Source organism: Sphingobium sp. AP50 (assembly GCF_900109095.1).
Classification (GTDB): Bacteria; Pseudomonadota; Alphaproteobacteria; order Sphingomonadales; family Sphingomonadaceae; genus Sphingobium.
In genome coordinates this window covers 1-14,084 of the sequence record NZ_FNYZ01000028.1, presented here as the reverse complement: position 1 = coordinate 14,084, position 14,084 = coordinate 1, and the positions used below count along the sequence as shown (strand labels likewise).

At 56.9% G+C, this 14,084-nt stretch carries 17 protein-coding genes; 15 read left to right on the top strand and 2 right to left on the bottom strand.

The genetic code is table 11. The annotated features are described in order from the left end of the window. Positions 1–125 precede the first annotated feature (125 nt). Positions 126–275, bottom strand: a complete 150-nt coding sequence (locus BMY84_RS30005; RefSeq protein ID WP_177204211.1) for a hypothetical protein — start codon at positions 273–275, stop codon at positions 126–128. Between the two features lie 39 nt (positions 276–314). Here BMY84_RS30005 and BMY84_RS26190 point away from each other — a divergent pair, with 39 nt between their 5' ends. Then, entirely contained in the window at positions 315–521 is a 207-nt protein-coding gene (locus BMY84_RS26190; RefSeq protein ID WP_093087868.1) for a hypothetical protein, read from the top strand. A gap of 601 nt (positions 522–1,122) precedes the next feature. On the opposite strand, the gene BMY84_RS26185 is transcribed toward BMY84_RS26190, so the two are convergent. Further along, positions 1,123–1,371, bottom strand: coding sequence for a histidine kinase dimerization/phospho-acceptor domain-containing protein (locus BMY84_RS26185; RefSeq protein WP_143075170.1), 249 nt, complete (start codon positions 1,369–1,371; stop codon positions 1,123–1,125). A gap of 105 nt (positions 1,372–1,476) precedes the next feature. Here BMY84_RS26185 and BMY84_RS26180 point away from each other — a divergent pair, with 105 nt between their 5' ends. The 14 genes from BMY84_RS26180 to BMY84_RS26110 all read left to right on the top strand — a co-directional run bounded on the left by BMY84_RS26180 (position 1,477) and on the right by BMY84_RS26110 (position 13,868). After that, the gene (locus tag BMY84_RS26180; RefSeq protein WP_256215457.1) at positions 1,477–1,950 is read left to right on the top strand and encodes a type II RES/Xre toxin-antitoxin system antitoxin; all 474 of its coding nucleotides are present in this window, start codon (positions 1,477–1,479) and stop codon (positions 1,948–1,950) included. Then, complete coding sequence (locus tag BMY84_RS26175) at positions 1,947–2,384, top strand: RES family NAD+ phosphorylase (protein WP_093087867.1); 438 nt, start codon at positions 1,947–1,949, stop codon at positions 2,382–2,384. The genes BMY84_RS26180 and BMY84_RS26175 overlap by 4 nt, the downstream gene beginning before the upstream one ends. 245 nt (positions 2,385–2,629) lie before the next feature. Further along, positions 2,630–3,442, top strand: a complete 813-nt coding sequence (locus BMY84_RS26170) for a S1/P1 nuclease (RefSeq protein WP_093087865.1) — start codon at positions 2,630–2,632, stop codon at positions 3,440–3,442. Position 3,443: 1 nt separating this feature from the next. Further along, on the top strand, positions 3,444–3,644 hold the full coding sequence (locus tag BMY84_RS26165) for a DUF5818 domain-containing protein (protein ID WP_093087864.1): 201 nt from the start codon (positions 3,444–3,446) through the stop codon (positions 3,642–3,644). After that, positions 3,641–3,895 (top strand): hypothetical protein, encoded by a 255-nt coding sequence (locus BMY84_RS26160; RefSeq protein ID WP_256215456.1) that lies wholly within the window; start codon positions 3,641–3,643, stop codon positions 3,893–3,895. The genes BMY84_RS26165 and BMY84_RS26160 overlap by 4 nt, the downstream gene beginning before the upstream one ends. Before the next feature lie 214 nt (positions 3,896–4,109). Next, complete coding sequence (locus BMY84_RS26155; RefSeq protein WP_093087861.1) at positions 4,110–4,865, top strand: hypothetical protein; 756 nt, start codon at positions 4,110–4,112, stop codon at positions 4,863–4,865. 41 nt (positions 4,866–4,906) lie between these two features. Continuing rightward, entirely contained in the window at positions 4,907–6,067 is a 1,161-nt protein-coding gene (locus tag BMY84_RS26150; protein WP_093087918.1) for a M48 family metallopeptidase, read from the top strand. Next, positions 6,064–6,663, top strand: coding sequence for a hypothetical protein (locus BMY84_RS26145; protein ID WP_256215455.1), 600 nt, complete (start codon positions 6,064–6,066; stop codon positions 6,661–6,663). Before BMY84_RS26150 ends, BMY84_RS26145 begins: the two co-directional genes overlap by 4 nt. Positions 6,664–6,877: 214 nt before the next feature. Then, entirely contained in the window at positions 6,878–8,290 is a 1,413-nt protein-coding gene (hxsB, locus tag BMY84_RS26135) for a His-Xaa-Ser system radical SAM maturase HxsB (RefSeq protein WP_093087858.1), read from the top strand. Positions 8,291–8,385: 95 nt separating this feature from the next. Continuing rightward, positions 8,386–9,363 (top strand): His-Xaa-Ser system radical SAM maturase HxsC, encoded by a 978-nt coding sequence (gene hxsC, locus BMY84_RS26130; protein WP_256215454.1) that lies wholly within the window; start codon positions 8,386–8,388, stop codon positions 9,361–9,363. Then, positions 9,360–9,950: a His-Xaa-Ser repeat protein HxsA gene (gene hxsA, locus BMY84_RS26125; RefSeq protein ID WP_177204210.1), complete on the top strand. Its 591-nt coding sequence runs from the start codon at positions 9,360–9,362 to the stop codon at positions 9,948–9,950. Before hxsC ends, hxsA begins: the two co-directional genes overlap by 4 nt. A 449-nt stretch (positions 9,951–10,399) precedes the next feature. Continuing rightward, on the top strand, positions 10,400–11,596 hold the full coding sequence (locus BMY84_RS26120; RefSeq protein ID WP_093087854.1) for an AAA family ATPase: 1,197 nt from the start codon (positions 10,400–10,402) through the stop codon (positions 11,594–11,596). Beyond that, on the top strand, positions 11,593–12,669 hold the full coding sequence (locus BMY84_RS26115) for a ParB/RepB/Spo0J family partition protein (RefSeq protein WP_093087852.1): 1,077 nt from the start codon (positions 11,593–11,595) through the stop codon (positions 12,667–12,669). Before BMY84_RS26120 ends, BMY84_RS26115 begins: the two co-directional genes overlap by 4 nt. A 77-nt stretch (positions 12,670–12,746) precedes the next feature. Next, entirely contained in the window at positions 12,747–13,868 is a 1,122-nt protein-coding gene (locus BMY84_RS26110) for a replication initiator protein A (protein ID WP_093087851.1), read from the top strand. The last annotated feature ends 216 nt before the right edge of the window (positions 13,869–14,084 follow it).

The following is a 14,084-nucleotide window of genomic DNA, read 5'->3' as shown; positions in this document are numbered from 1 at the left end:
GGCGGGCCGACCAGATACCGACATGGAAACTTCCAAGATCCCGGCCAGCGAGGAATGACAGGCGGATATCAAGCCGTGTCGATCTAAACGCCCCATCGAAAGCCTCAGCTACATTGCCGCTGCCATCAAAAGGCGATTTCGAATGGAGCCATTTCGGCTGCAATCAGCCGGACAGGCTTGCAAATCGCGGTCAAATAAGGGATTCTTGGTAACCATCCCGGGCTGCCGCCCTTCAGGATGTCCAGCCGCATCACGCGTCGGAACATATTGCGCATGGACAGGCGCCACGGATCGGGAGTCGAACTAAGCCAGGCATGAAGACCGATATTTCCCATCTTCCTTCACCCAAGCAGCGCGAGCTCGATCGCGTCGTCCAGATCCTTCATGAAGAATTTGGCGACATCATTGTGCATGCGGCGGGAAAGCGGAAGGCTGGTCGCATTCTCAAGGTTATTCTGTTCGGATCGAGGAACTGGGCCAAGTGGTCCGCACTGTTTGTCAGGAGAAGATCGCCAGCCTGAAGCGGACGGCCGGAGAAATTTAACCTCGGGCAAATGAGCATTTTGGAACTTTGCGGGCGCCAATTATAGATTGTGAGAAATGAACCGTCTCGAGCCGCTCGAAGGGACGGATTGGGACCACAGCAGCATCCGCTTTACGACAAAAGCTGGGACATTCGCGACTGCCGGCTTCGGAGCAGCTGAATGCCATTCGCGGACATTGAACAGCCTCGAGAGCAGCATTAGCTGCCTCCCTACTTCGGACTTTCAAGGAGCATTCTTAGCTTCCTAGCTGGTAGCCACCTTTCCTTTATTCGGGCTTACAATGAAAGCTTTGGGCTCGACCTTATCCGATCATCGTGTGCGGCTTGGGAGGGCGGGGTCAGAGAGCCCAGAAATGCCTTGAACTCGCCCTTGCCACCGCTAGATCACAGCTCGCACAAGGATGCAGAAATATAGGGGGATGAAGTGTTCTGTCCATTGTCACCAGATTGGGGAAATGTAGCCGATTGGGCGGGCGCCATTGGCAGCTTAGCGGCAGTGGTCGTCGCTCTCTACATCGCGTTTCATGAGTCTTGGTCTCTGAAGAAAGAGCGTCAGTTAGCCGAGAACCAACAGTATCTCAGAATGGGCCAACTGAGAGGATCATGTCCTGCAGTTCTTCGCCGATACCGTCCTTCACGAAGGAGAGAGTGGCGTCCACCATGCTCTCCATTTCGGTCAAATCCTTACGGAAGCCAATCTTCAGTTCTTCCAGTGGAAGAAGCTCGGTGCGCAGCCGCAAACGGGTGATGGGCGATCGCAGATCATGGGTCACTGCGGCCAAAAAGCGGGTGCGTTCGTCCAGATAACCGATGATCCTGTGTTGCATCAGGTTGAACGCTTCGGCTGCCTGTTGAACCTCTCAGGGGCCACAAGTCGCCAGAGGAGGGCTACGGATAGGTGAGGTGACTTGAAGAAGCCGTAGCTTTCAACTATGCTGCAATTTGCCGATATGAGATCGGCATTTTGTGAGGTGTACATGTCGGTGGAAAGGATCCAGGAACTGCTTGGCGGAGAGGCTTTGACCGGTCCACTCCACAATGAGCGGGATATTGTTCGCCTCATTCGTCGAGGCGTCCCGACCCAGGCGGTCGATCATTTCCTCGTCACCTCAGGCCTCAACTTCAATGCGCTAGAGTCCAAGGTGCTTAGCCTTAGGACGTTCAAGCGCCGCAAGAAGCATGAGCAACTGCTTGAGCAGGACGAATCTGATCGTCTCCTGCGGATGGTGAGCATTGTCGCGGCCGCTGAGGAGACCTTTGGCACTCCGGACAAGGCGCAGGAATGGCTCAATCGCCAGAGCCGCGCACTTGATGGCGAAACACCTCTGGCCATGGCCGACACTGATCGTGGCGCGCGCGCCGTTGAGGCGCTGCTCGGTCGGATTGGGCACGGTATCGCTGCGTGATCCTCTATCGTTTATGCAAGGCTGCCCATGTTGCTCTCGATGGCGAGGGTGCACGTCTTTGGGGCGGGCGCTGGAATTCCGCAGGACGGCCAATGGTCTATACTGCGGCGACACCCAGTCTTGCCGTTCTGGAGGTGCTCGTTCACCTCGATCTGCCTGCCGAATTGCTTCCCGATGATCTGCGTCTTCTGACGATCGAAGTTCCTGACAGCGCCTCGGTTCAAAGGCTCGATCCCAGCCCGACCGAGGACGACGCCTGTCTGGAAGCTGGCAACGCGTTCCTGAAGGGGGGTGCCCATCTCATCATGCAGGTTCGGAGCGTCGTCGTCCCTCAGGAGTGGAATGCCCTTATCAATGTGCTCCATCCCCAGATGGCCGGAGTCGCCATAGTAAAGGACGAACCGTTCCAGATTGATCCGCGTCTTTTGGCATAGCGGAGTACCGGCGCCCCATGCTCGTTTTGGTGACCCAGTACCCGCCCCGTGAGCGGATGAGGCCCCATTCATGGCAGACAGCTGCCGGGGACAAGCGTCTGTTACTAGCATAGTCATCAGGCTAGCGGACGTTCGGCAATTGGGAATGAAAATTGGGCGGCTGAGCGTCCGGCATGAATCGACTATCCAAAGCCCAAATCGCGATATCCGCTTTCCTTGCGCATGCAATCGGGTCAAGTGGAGCTATGCGAAAAACAGCAACCTCCCTCGCTATCACCCTGACCCTCGGGGCCATCACCTCACCGGCGCAGGCATGGGGGCCGATAGGCCACCGCGTCACTGGTGCCATCGCCGATGGAAATCTGAGCGGTGTAGCCCGTGCCAATGTGAAGATTCTGCTGGGAACAGAAGATCTGGCTGAGGCCGCGACCTGGCCTGATGACATGAAATCCAATCCGGCCGATTTCTGGCAGAAGACGGCAAGTCCCTGGCATTATGTGACCATCCGAGAAGGGGATGATTATAAGGGTTCAGATGCGCCTGCTGAGGGCGATGCGATGACAGCCCTTACGCGGTTTACGGCAACTCTGCGCGATCCGGAGTCGTCCCCCCACGACAAACGTCTCGCCCTTCGCTTCATCGTCCACATCATTGGCGATCTGCACCAGCCGCTCCATGCAGGGGGAGGCAATGACCGTGGTGGCAATGATGTGAAGGTGAACTGGTTCGGCCGGTCGACCAATCTGCATTCGGTGTGGGACTCAGCGATGATCGAGCAGCGATCCCTGTCCTATTCCGAACTTGCAGGCTGGCTCTCGCGTTCGATTACGCCTGCGCAGATAATAGAATGGAATGACCGGGATCCTTTGGTCTGGGTTCACGAAAGCATCGCTTTGCGCAAGACAATCTACCCGACCGATCCCAACCTCTCTTGGGACTATGCCTATCAGCATCGTGCTGAGGTCGACGACAGACTCAAACATGCCGGCGTTCGTATCGCCGCCTATTTTAACTGGGTGTTCGAACCCGCCAACGTCAAAGTTGCAAAGGCGAAATGAGGTGCCCAGAGGCTCGCGGCACGAACTGACCGGCATTCTGCTCGAAAACGGGCCCTACCCTGTCCTGCGCGTGGAGGATGGCGGGCAATGGCGCCTCGATATCAGCGGCCGCCACCATCATCTGCTGGGGTGCCGGGTTCGGGTTTCCGGCACGAGATCGGAATTCGACATGCTGGACGTCAAACGCATTGAGCCTGATTGAGACAGGCGTTTATCCTGCGCTGGCGACTCATTTCAGAGCCGTCTCAAGGGATAAAACCAATGAAAATCCTGTTGTCGTTTCTGGCCGCCGCCTCGATTGCTGCCGTACCGGCTGTCGCCAGTGCAGCACCCTGCAAGGACGCCAAGGGCAAATTTACCAAATGCCTGGAGAAGAAAGCCGCTCCCAAGCGGTGCAAAGATGCCAAGGGCAAGTTCGCCAAGTGCGGATCGCCCGGCGCAAAGCCTGCCTGACGATACACCATCATGGTCGACATGGGGTAGTCCGGCCCTGTGTCGACCAAGCCTTCAGCAAGCCTCAAAGGCTAGCCTATAAGGCAACTGGGACATCGATTGCCTAAAAAGATGACAGCAATCGACATATTTCCACCCTCTTCCGCAGCTTGTCAGAAGTTGTTGGTAATATTAGCACTATCCTTCTGCTACGGGGAATCAGCAGGGGGTAAATATGGATCTTTTAAGTCGCGCAATCGCGGCTTCGCTGGCCGCAGCCTGTATCGTTACGCCGGCAGCAGGCCAGGAACGTACCGCCACCAAGGGCGGTTTCAGTCTTGCGCCACAGAGCGGCAAGACCATCCTGGTTTTTCGTCCAACGGTGCGCGTAGGCGCCCAATCCACAGGCGGCATGTTCGAGCCCAACGCTGACTGGACGGACCAGGCCCGTAAGAATATCGACGACGCTCTGGCGAAACGTCAGCAGACCCTGGGCAACAAGGTGATTGCTGCACCGGTTTCCTATGGGGAGGATGCCCAACTGGTCGAGGAATATTCGGCCTTGTTTGCGGCGGTTTCACAGTCGGTGATCCAGTATCAATTTTTCGTGGGCAATCGCCTTCCCACGAAAAAGCGCGACAATAAGGCTGACATATTTGAATGGTCGCTCGGCAGTGGGGTTGGCGCGCTGCCCGGCGCTAAGGACGCCGACTATGCCCTGTTCATCTATAACAAGGATGCCTATGGCTCTACCGGCCGGAAGATGTTGCAATTTGCAGCAGCGCTGGGGGGCGTAGGCGTTAAATCGGGCGAACATGCCGGCTATGCAGGCCTTGTAGATCTTAAGACCGGCAACCTTCTTTGGCTTAATGCCGACGGCGCGATGGGCGGGGATGTCCGGGAAGTGGACGGCGCCGAGAAGCGGGTTGGTCAGTTGCTGGAGGAGTTTCCAGGAAGCACGCAGCCCAAGCTGGCGACTGCGCAACAATGATGCAACGAGCGGCCGGGTTGGTTGCGATAGCTGCAGCGCTCATGGCATCTGCGGCGATCGGGCAGAGCAAGATTGCGCCACCCCCTCCCCCTTATGCTGGCGCCTATCAGCCGCAGGGTGTGGATGAGATAGGGCTCTGGCGCGAAGGCGATGAGAACGAACGCATCCTTGCCAATTCTCCGATCCTGCTTCGGGACGAAGCGCTCAACGCCTATGTCAAAGGCGTCCTGTGCGCGACTGTTGGGGACGATCGATGCCGATCCGTCCGTCTCTATATATTGCGGGTTCCGCTGTTCAACGCGTCGATGGCGCCCAATGGCACGATGCGGGTGTATAGCGGCCTGCTGCTTCGCGTCCGCAACGAGGCCGAACTCGCCACTGTGTTAGGCCATGAGTTTGGTCACTTCGAACAACGGCACACATTGGCCGATTGGAAAGCACGAAGATCCAGCACCGACCTCCTGAGCTGGGCGGCCGTCCTGGCGCTGCTGGGCAACACATATCAGTCATATTCCAGTTTCGATAGTTTGCAGCTGTCGGTTTATGGCCGCCTTTCTCATTTCAACCGCGATCAGGAGCGTGAGGCTGATGCTCTGGGGCTGGGTTATCTCAATCACAGCTCTTTGCGCCCTCAGTCTGCATCTGTGGTCTGGCAAAATCTGATGGCAGAACAGGAAGCCTCGGCGCTGGTAAAGGGCGTCAGGAAGCGTGACTTCAATAAAGTTGCCTTCTTTGCATCTCATCCTCCTAGTGGCGAACGCGCCGCTACCTTGGCGGCGTTCGCCGATCCGGCGGGCGCTGAACGGGACGAAGGCGTTGCACGCTACGCAGCAGCTTTAGCGCCCTGGCTACCCACCTTTCTGGACGATCAGATCAAGCTGAATGATTTTGGCGCCAGCGACTTCATCATATTGTCGCTTGCGCAAAATGGCTGGACCGCACAGCTCCTGGTGGCTCGCGGCGACCTTTACCGGGCGCGCGGCAACCCGCGTGATCTGGCGCAAGCTGCAGAATTTTACGGCAAAGCGGTCGAGATGGATGCCGGATTGCCAGAAGCGCAGCGCGGACTAGGCTTATCCCTTTTCAAGACTGGTCGTCGCACGGAAGGGCAGGCCGCCTTGCGCCGCTATCTCGAACTCAAACCAAATGCATCGGATGCCGCCATGATCAACATGCTGGCACCCGCCGCCGGGGGGCAATGATGAAAAAGACCATTTGGACGCGTACGGCTATCATTGGTGTCGCCGCAATGCTGTCGGTGTCTTTGGCCTGCGCCAACGGCTATCGCGAGAAGAATATTCAGGTTGATGTCGCGAAATCGGCCATGAAGGTCACGCCTGTTCGTGACTGGAACAGTCTATCGATCCGCCCCGGCAAAAAAGCCGAAACCTGGACGCTGGACGGAGAACAGCTCAACGACGTCACCTTTTACGGCGGTATAGCGCCGGGCGAACCGTTGATCCGCGAAATGAGCAAGAAGCATAAGCCCTTGCCCAAATTCACCAGCGAGACATTGCTGGTTGAGATACCCGAGCTGCTGGAAGGCACTTACCGGACGGAAAAGGGGATCGGGTCGTTTTCCGTTACAAACTCGAAGCCGGACCAGTTTTTGGGACAGGATGGCATCCGCTTTACATATGAATATGTCGATGCGGACAATCTTCCAAGGAAGGGAGAGGCACGGGCTGCCTTGATCAAGGGGCAACTTTACATGGCAACCTTCGATGCACCTCGGCTGCATTATTTCGAAGCAACGCTGGATGATTTCCATGCCCTCACAGACAGCGCAGCGTTGTGACCGAAGGTTTGGGATCTGATGCGGCTGGGAGGACCGAAGAGCGGTCACGAGCCACCGCCGGCAATGGAATCCCGGGCGACAATAGGGCACAATGCGATCAAGTGACGAGCGTCGAGGCGTTCGATACTCTCCGGGCCTCCGTCGCCTCCTATAACGGCGTCGAGCATGCAAGAATGGCGGCTCACCGGCAGGCGATATGGGATCTCCTGCTCCAATGATCCGCTTCCCACTCCGCGCTCGCGCACGGTCGTCACAATGTCTGACGTTCGTCGGAGACGGGGGGCATTTCTTTTCGGCGCCGCCGGCATTTCTTGACCGCTTGCAGAGCGACGCGCTCACCGACGCTGACATGCGATTTTTGGCTCAGGAAGGCCATGCCACCTCAGATCGGGGCGATCTGGGGTGGATGACACACGCCTATGGGGTAGCGCAGCGCTTGGCCAAAATTGGCCCGCTGGATTATCTCATCCTCGTTCCGACCCTACGTTGCAATCTAGATTGCAGCTATTGCCAGGTGTCTCGCGCACCTGAGCATGCAGCCGGCTTTGATTGGTCGCAAGATACGCTGGAAGCCGTTCTCGCGATGATCGATGGGCTCGACACGCAGAGCATCAAGATTGAGTTTCAGGGCGGAGAGCCTTTGCTCCGACCCGATCTCATCCATGCAGTCATTGAACGATGTGCGCGCTTCACCGAAGCCAGCTTTGTCATCTGCACGAATTTGATGACCCTCGATGCGCCCTCCCAGGCCCTGATTGACCGGCCTGACGTGCAGATCAGCACGTCCCTGGACGGCCCGTCAGACCTGCATCGGAAGAACCGCACCAGGAGTGCAGAGGCTACCCACCACTTCCATGCCAATCTGAAGGAAATCACCGATCGTTATGGTCCCGGAAAAGTCTCGGCGCTGCCAACGCTGGACCGGGATGATCTGCCTGATCCGGCCGATCTGATACAAGCATATATCGATTTTGGGTTTACCAGCATCTTCCTGCGCCCGGTTAATTTCCAGGGTTTTGCGCGCAAGCGTCATCCAGGCTCGCGCAGCTTCGACGAGCAATGGCGCACATTCTATGAGACATTTGTCAGCGAACTTATTCGACGAAACTGGTCTGATCGCAGCCAGGTCGTAGAGGAGAGCTATCTGAGCCTGTGCTTGAGGCGCATCTTCAGGCCTGGACTTGATCGTCATGTCGATCTTCGTAACCCCAATCCAGCTGGTCATGACTATGTCGTCGTGGATTATGATGGCCGCCTCTATCCGACCGATGAGGCGCGCATGCTCACCCGATCGCGGGTGATCGATCTGGGCATTGGTCATGTCTCAACCGGGATGGACCTTGGAGCGCGTGATGCGCTGAACGCTCATGCGACCAATAGCTTTGATCCGGCCTGTCAGCGTTGCGCCTATCAGCCTTTCTGCGGTCGAGATCTCATCGACGATCTTTCACGTTATGGTCGGATCGATATGCCGCGGCATGAGACCGCTTTTTGTCAGCGCCACCTGCACATATTCGATCTGGCGTTCGCGCTGATCTTCTCGGGCGATGAAGCTACCAATTATTCCGTTCGCCGCTGGCTCGACTTACCCGGTCCGCTCGGACCGATTGGCACGCACTTGCAATGATCCCTCTCATTCTTCCTTCGACATCGGATGCCGCCACGCCATTCGTAACGCGTCTCGGCGCCGCAACATGGGACGATAGCCGAGATGCGAGGCTGATGAGCGATGCAGGTGGCATCGCGCTTTACAGCGGTGACTTTGGTCTTTTTACCATCGAGCGCCCGCAAGGCATGAGCCTTGAAGGCGACATAGTCCTCGTCGATCCTCGCGCTGGCAGGGCCGAACGCCTGATACGTGCAAGATCCGACCATAATACGCTCCTGGTGACCGAGCGATGCGACCAGCTCTGCGTCATGTGTTCACAGCCACCCAAGAAGACCCATGAAGATCGCTTCGCGGCATTTACAGACGCTTGCTTACTCGCTCCAGGCTCGTCGGTCATAGGTATATCGGGCGGGGAACCGACGTTGTTCAAGGCTGAGTTGCTCGGATTGCTGGAAACAGTCCTTGGTCAGCAGCCAGATCTGGCATTTCATATCCTTTCCAATGGACAGCATTTCGAACAAGGCGATGTCGAGCGATTACGGCAGCCCTGCTACCAACGGGTGCAATGGGGAATTCCGGTTTATTCTGCTGATCACGCTTCCCACGACCAGATCGTGGCAAAAGAAGGGGCATTGGCTCGTCTCGAAAAGAGTTTCTGCCATTTGCTGGCAGCGGGTGCCCGCATCGAACTGCGGACCGTACTGTTATCCGACAATTATAATGATCTGCCTCGGCTGGCACGGTATGTGGGAACGCGCCTGCCGTTCATCGAGCACTGGTCGATAATGCAGCTCGAGAACGCCGGTTTCGCCAAGAACCGCTGGGATGCTCTCTACGTCGATCATCAGCAGGATTTCGCGCCCCTGGGTCAGGCTCTTGACCATGCGATAATGTCCGGCCTCGACGTGCGCCTTTTCAACGTTCCACGATGCAGTGTGCCACAGGAATATCGGCGGCACGCAATGGCATCGATCTCGGATTGGAAGCGGCGATATGCTCCAGCGTGCGCCCCATGCAATGAACGCGCTCAATGCGGTGGATTTTTCGAATGGCATCCAAAGGATGCCGATCTCAAGGTGGTTCCTCTATGAAGAAATCGCGATTCCTTATTTCGGGTCTGACTTTTGCGGGACTGGGCGCGGCAGAAGCCGCACAGGCACAGTTCATGCAGGCGGTTCTCAAGGTCGACGAGCCCGGCAAGCAGCCCCTGATCCAGCAATTTCGCCAGGATCATAAATTTATCCTGGCCAGCCACAGATCGCATAGCAGTCACCGCAGCCATTCGTCTCACAGTAGCCATAGATCTGGCTCAGGTGGCAGCATTTACCGCGCGCCTGTATATACGCCAAGCTATCCCACCTCGACGCCCACTCCTACTCCCGCGCCATCGCGCTCGCGACCTACGACAAATGGGGCCTCGTCACTCTTTGATGCACCTGCCACTCCGCCTGCTCAGGCTCCCATTCCTCTAAGCGGCCGCACGGAACTCTTCACGACGATCACCAAGAGGGTGCAACTTGGGCTCCAGTCCTATGGCTACTATCAGGGCGTGATTGATGGCGTTGTTGGCAAGGAAACCCGGACCGCATTGGAGAAATTCCAGGGTGACTTCAATCTGAAGGTGACTGGAACGATCACACCAGAAGTGTTGGATGCGCTGAAGATCGTGGCGCAGTGACATCATAACGCCGCGTCGATCGGCCATTAGACTAGATCTGAGATGCATCCGGAAATCTTTCCAGTATGTGTTTCTCGCTATCCGAAAGGCTAAAAAGCGGACCGGCGAGACCTGGGAGCAAAAAATCGGGAGCAGAGCGGCCGGAAAGGGTTGCCATGTCACTCGCACGCCCGTTCACCAACGCATAGTTAAAGCGAGAGCAGCGGGTTTCTTGATTCTCTCACTTCCTGCCAAGCGTACACTGTCGTTATCGATTCATATGGCAAAATATCCGATAATTTGTCGCCGACAGCTATCGTTCGAAGCCTAATGTCCGTGCATCGTATCAATCAGATAGCCAGTTTGACTAACCTCCCCCTTTTTGACATACATGTCCGGGATATAGGGTGAAATTCGGCTATTTTTGACGAACCACCCTGATTCGATGGATGCGATAAGGGGATTCGCCGATGTTGTCCGGCCAGATTTTGGACACCATGATTACATCGTGCGAAAACGCAAAGAGCGTTTTACGCCGCGCTGCCATTGATCCTTCCGATCGCAAGACGCTGAGCATCACGATGGGCGCTTCTGTCGCAGCCGAATTTCTTGGCCGCACGCCTGAAGCCCTCGCCAAGGCCGAAGCACGCGGACGCCTCCCCTTCCCCAAGACCGCCAACAATGGCCGGCGCTACTATACGGTTGAGGATCTGATCGCGATCCGCGAAGCTCTTGGCATCAAGGCCGGAAAGCTGCCGGAGGAACGCGCTGTTGTGGTTGCGGTCCAGAATTTCAAGGGCGGCGTCAGCAAGTCGACCACCTCCAAGCATCTCGCCGATTATCTGGCTTTGCGTGGCTATCGAGTGCTGGTCGTGGATTGCGACCCACAGGCGTCGATGAGCGTCATGTTCGACGTCAATCTGGAGGAACTGGTCGAAGAGACTCATACGCTTTCCAACTATCTCTCTCCGCGTATCGACGAGGCGGATTCCTTCCGCAAGACGATCAAACGCACCGCCTGGCCCAACATCGACATCTGCCCCGCCAATCTCGGGCTGCAGGACACCGAATGGGAGCTGACCGCGACGATCGAGGAAGGTCCGCACGCAATTGCCGGCGCCTTCCGTATGTTGCGCGTGGGTCTTGAGGAAGTCCGGCTGGACTATGATGTCATCATTCTCGATCCCCCGCCGGCCATGGGCTTCCTGGGCGTCAACACGCTGAGCGCTGCGGACGGACTCCTCATTCCCGTGCCGGCCCGGCAGTTGGATTATCTCTCGACCATCCATTTCATGCAGACGTGCCGGGAAGCGATGAGCCTGGTATCCAAGTTCGACAATTCGATCGACTATGGCTTCATCAAGGTCGTCTGTACCATGTTCCAGCCCAATCGCACCAATGAGGCGCAGATGCTGCAGGTCATGGAAAAGACCTATGCGGGGCAGATGCTCTCGACTCCGATCCTCCTATCGGAAGAGATCAAGAATGCCGGCATCGCGATGTCGTCCATCTATGAAATTAACAAGCCCTATGGCTCGCATCAGACCTACACGCGCTGCCGTGATAATCTGAATGCCGTCTTTCGCGAACTCGAAAAGGATATCTGCAAACAATGGCCCTCGCGCCTTGCGCAGTTGGGCACCGACAGGCTGACGGAGGCCGCATGAGCAGCAACTCGGGCGCAAGGCGTCGCAGCCTTCTGGCCAATGCCATCGATTCACTGGATGCGATCCAGCCCGGCACCGAGCAGGAAGCTGCGGCAGCGGAAGCTCCGACTGCGCCTGCTGCGCCGAGCAAGACGGAAGCCACTGCACCCTCTTTCCTTGAACGGCGCGGTGCGGCCTTTGACGAGATAGCTCGGACCGTCAAGCGTCCCACGATCAGGATTCGCCCAGAAGAGTGCACCATCTGGCCCGGCAACGCGCGCGATTATGACAGTCTCAGCCATGAGCGCTGTGCATCTCTGATCGATTCGATCAAGGAAGAGAATGGCAATCGCGAGCCGGTCGTCATTCGCCGGACTCCAGATGGCGAGAAGCCCTATGAATTGATCGTGGGCACCCGGCGCCATTTCTCGGTCGCCTGGCTTCGCGCCAACCATCACACCCAGATCGATCTCATCGCCCGGATCGAGACGCTGGACGATGAAGGCGCCTTTCGCCTTGCGGATATCGAGAACCGTGAACGCGAGGATGTGACCGATCTGGAACGGGCCCGTAATTATCAACATGCGGTCGACGCCTATTATAATGGCGTGCGCGCACATATGGCCGAGCGGCTCGCCATTGGTAAGCAGAACCTCCATAATCTTCTGCAGCTCGCCGAACTGCCCGAGGAGGTCGTGCGGGCTTTTGCAAACATATCGGATCTCAAGGTCCGGCATGGCATGAAGCTCTCCCCCCTTCTCAAGCAGCCTGAGTTGCGGGACGCGATTATCGCGGAGGCATTGGCAGTTGCTGAGGAGCAGAACCGTCGGTCAGAAGCTGGCGAGCCGGTGATTGATGGCCCTCAGATTGTGCAACGTCTATCGACCGCCAATGCCAGGCCTGCAAGAAAGGCAATACCCAAGAGCCGCCCAAGCCTTGCTACGGCCAGCGGTGACGAGATTGGCCAGATCGTAGCCGACAGCAAGTCCAAGGGGATCACATTGACGATCAATCCCCATAAACCAATCGATATCGATGAGATATTGGCTGCGCTGCGTCCTGTGATCGAAGCGGCGAAATTTTTGTCTCGTTGAACGATTTATCGTTTAATAACATTGTCTTATAGGTGGGTAAAACCTGTTTTACTCGAGGTTCAGGTCCAGGAACAGCAATGCCCTCGAAGAAGGATGCCAAAGACGATAATCAGGTCGACCTATTCCTTCCGCAGTTGACCACCCTGCCCCTGCGCGACCAGCGCGAGACGATGGAACGTCCCTTCTTCTCGCTGTCGAAACGCAAGCGACTGAAGCCCATCGATTATGTAAGCCCGGATCGGAAGGTCACGGTGCATGTGAGCGCCAACTCCGAATATGGGCTGGCGACCATCTATGATCTCGACATTCTCATCTACTGCGCTTCGGTTCTCATTGAGCATAAGCGGCGTGGCACGAATGATATCCCGCAAACGCTCCATATCGTCCCCTACGACATGCTCACGACGCTCAAGCGCGATGCTGGCGGCCGTGAATATGAGTTGTTGGGCAATGCACTTGACCGGCTTCAATCAACGACCGTCAAAACAAATATACGGTCCGGCGATGCTGTGGAGACGACCTTCTCCTGGATCGACAGCTATAGTCAGCTCAAGGATCATAAGGGTCAGGTCCGTGGCATGCGGATCACGCTCGCCAAATGGTTCTATGACGGCGTCCTGATGGAGGGCGGCGTATTGGCGATCGACCCGGCCTATTTCTCTCTCACCGGCGGCCGTGAACGCTGGCTCTACCGGGTCGCGCGTAAACATGCCGGCGGCGCGGGCGCAGAGGGCTTCTCCATCTCGATGCCGACGCTCTTCGAAAAGTCCGGCGCCGAGGGCGACTATCGCCGGTTCAAGTTCGAGATGTCGAAGATCGTGCGCGAGAATGATCTGCCCGGCTACGCACTGGAACTTGTCCAGCGCGTAGAAGGTGAGCCTATGCTCCGCATGGTGCGCCGAGATGCCGACCAAAAGGAGAGCCTCCTCCCCTCCTCACCTGAAAAAGAACCCGCCAAGGCGAGCAAGATATCGACGGCCGTCAAGGAAGAGCCAATCTCCTTTCCTGAGCGAGGTCAGATCAGCTATACCGGCTTTGGCGCCATCGCGCGCGCCAACCTGCCCCAGCCCCAGCGAGACCATTCGGCTGTGGCAGATGAATTTCGAGCGTTCCTGAAATCTCGCGACATCGCCTTCGACGCGAAAAATATCACGACGATCTTTGCTTCCTTCTGCGCAAAGCAACGTCCAGCCAGTTAATGGCCCGTCGCGAAGGAGAGGCCCTCTTCCTCTGCTTCGACACAGAGCTGGCCGTTCCTGAAATCCCGGCAAAGTCGTGTTCGTCGAATTCCCATATCTCGTCTAACGCCCCTCCCCTGCCCTAGAGCATCGAGCCTTTAATCGGACGCATATCCAGCGGCTTTGAGGAAGTTTCGGCATTCGTCTGGGGTGTAGAGGTCGCAGATATTGCCGATG

Excerpts from the sequence above, each read along its gene's own strand:
- BMY84_RS30005 (WP_177204211.1), bottom strand. The coding sequence starts at position 275 with ATGCGCAATATGTTCCGACGCGTGATGCGGCTGGACATCCTGAAGGGC.
- BMY84_RS26190 (WP_093087868.1), top strand. The coding sequence starts at position 315 with ATGAAGACCGATATTTCCCATCTTCCTTCACCCAAGCAGCGCGAGCTC.
- BMY84_RS26185 (WP_143075170.1), bottom strand. The coding sequence starts at position 1,371 with ATGCAACACAGGATCATCGGTTATCTGGACGAACGCACCCGCTTTTTG.
- BMY84_RS26180 (WP_256215457.1), top strand. The coding sequence starts at position 1,477 with ATGCTGCAATTTGCCGATATGAGATCGGCATTTTGTGAGGTGTACATG.
- BMY84_RS26170 (WP_093087865.1), top strand. The coding sequence starts at position 2,630 with ATGCGAAAAACAGCAACCTCCCTCGCTATCACCCTGACCCTCGGGGCC.
- BMY84_RS26155 (WP_093087861.1), top strand. The coding sequence starts at position 4,110 with ATGGATCTTTTAAGTCGCGCAATCGCGGCTTCGCTGGCCGCAGCCTGT.
- BMY84_RS26150 (WP_093087918.1), top strand. The coding sequence starts at position 4,907 with ATGGCATCTGCGGCGATCGGGCAGAGCAAGATTGCGCCACCCCCTCCC.
- BMY84_RS26145 (WP_256215455.1), top strand. The coding sequence starts at position 6,064 with ATGATGAAAAAGACCATTTGGACGCGTACGGCTATCATTGGTGTCGCC.
- hxsB (WP_093087858.1), top strand. The coding sequence starts at position 6,878 with ATGATCCGCTTCCCACTCCGCGCTCGCGCACGGTCGTCACAATGTCTG.
- hxsC (WP_256215454.1), top strand. The coding sequence starts at position 8,386 with ATGAGCGATGCAGGTGGCATCGCGCTTTACAGCGGTGACTTTGGTCTT.
- hxsA (WP_177204210.1), top strand. The coding sequence starts at position 9,360 with ATGAAGAAATCGCGATTCCTTATTTCGGGTCTGACTTTTGCGGGACTG.
- BMY84_RS26120 (WP_093087854.1), top strand. The coding sequence starts at position 10,400 with ATGTTGTCCGGCCAGATTTTGGACACCATGATTACATCGTGCGAAAAC.
- BMY84_RS26115 (WP_093087852.1), top strand. The coding sequence starts at position 11,593 with ATGAGCAGCAACTCGGGCGCAAGGCGTCGCAGCCTTCTGGCCAATGCC.
- BMY84_RS26110 (WP_093087851.1), top strand. The coding sequence starts at position 12,747 with ATGCCCTCGAAGAAGGATGCCAAAGACGATAATCAGGTCGACCTATTC.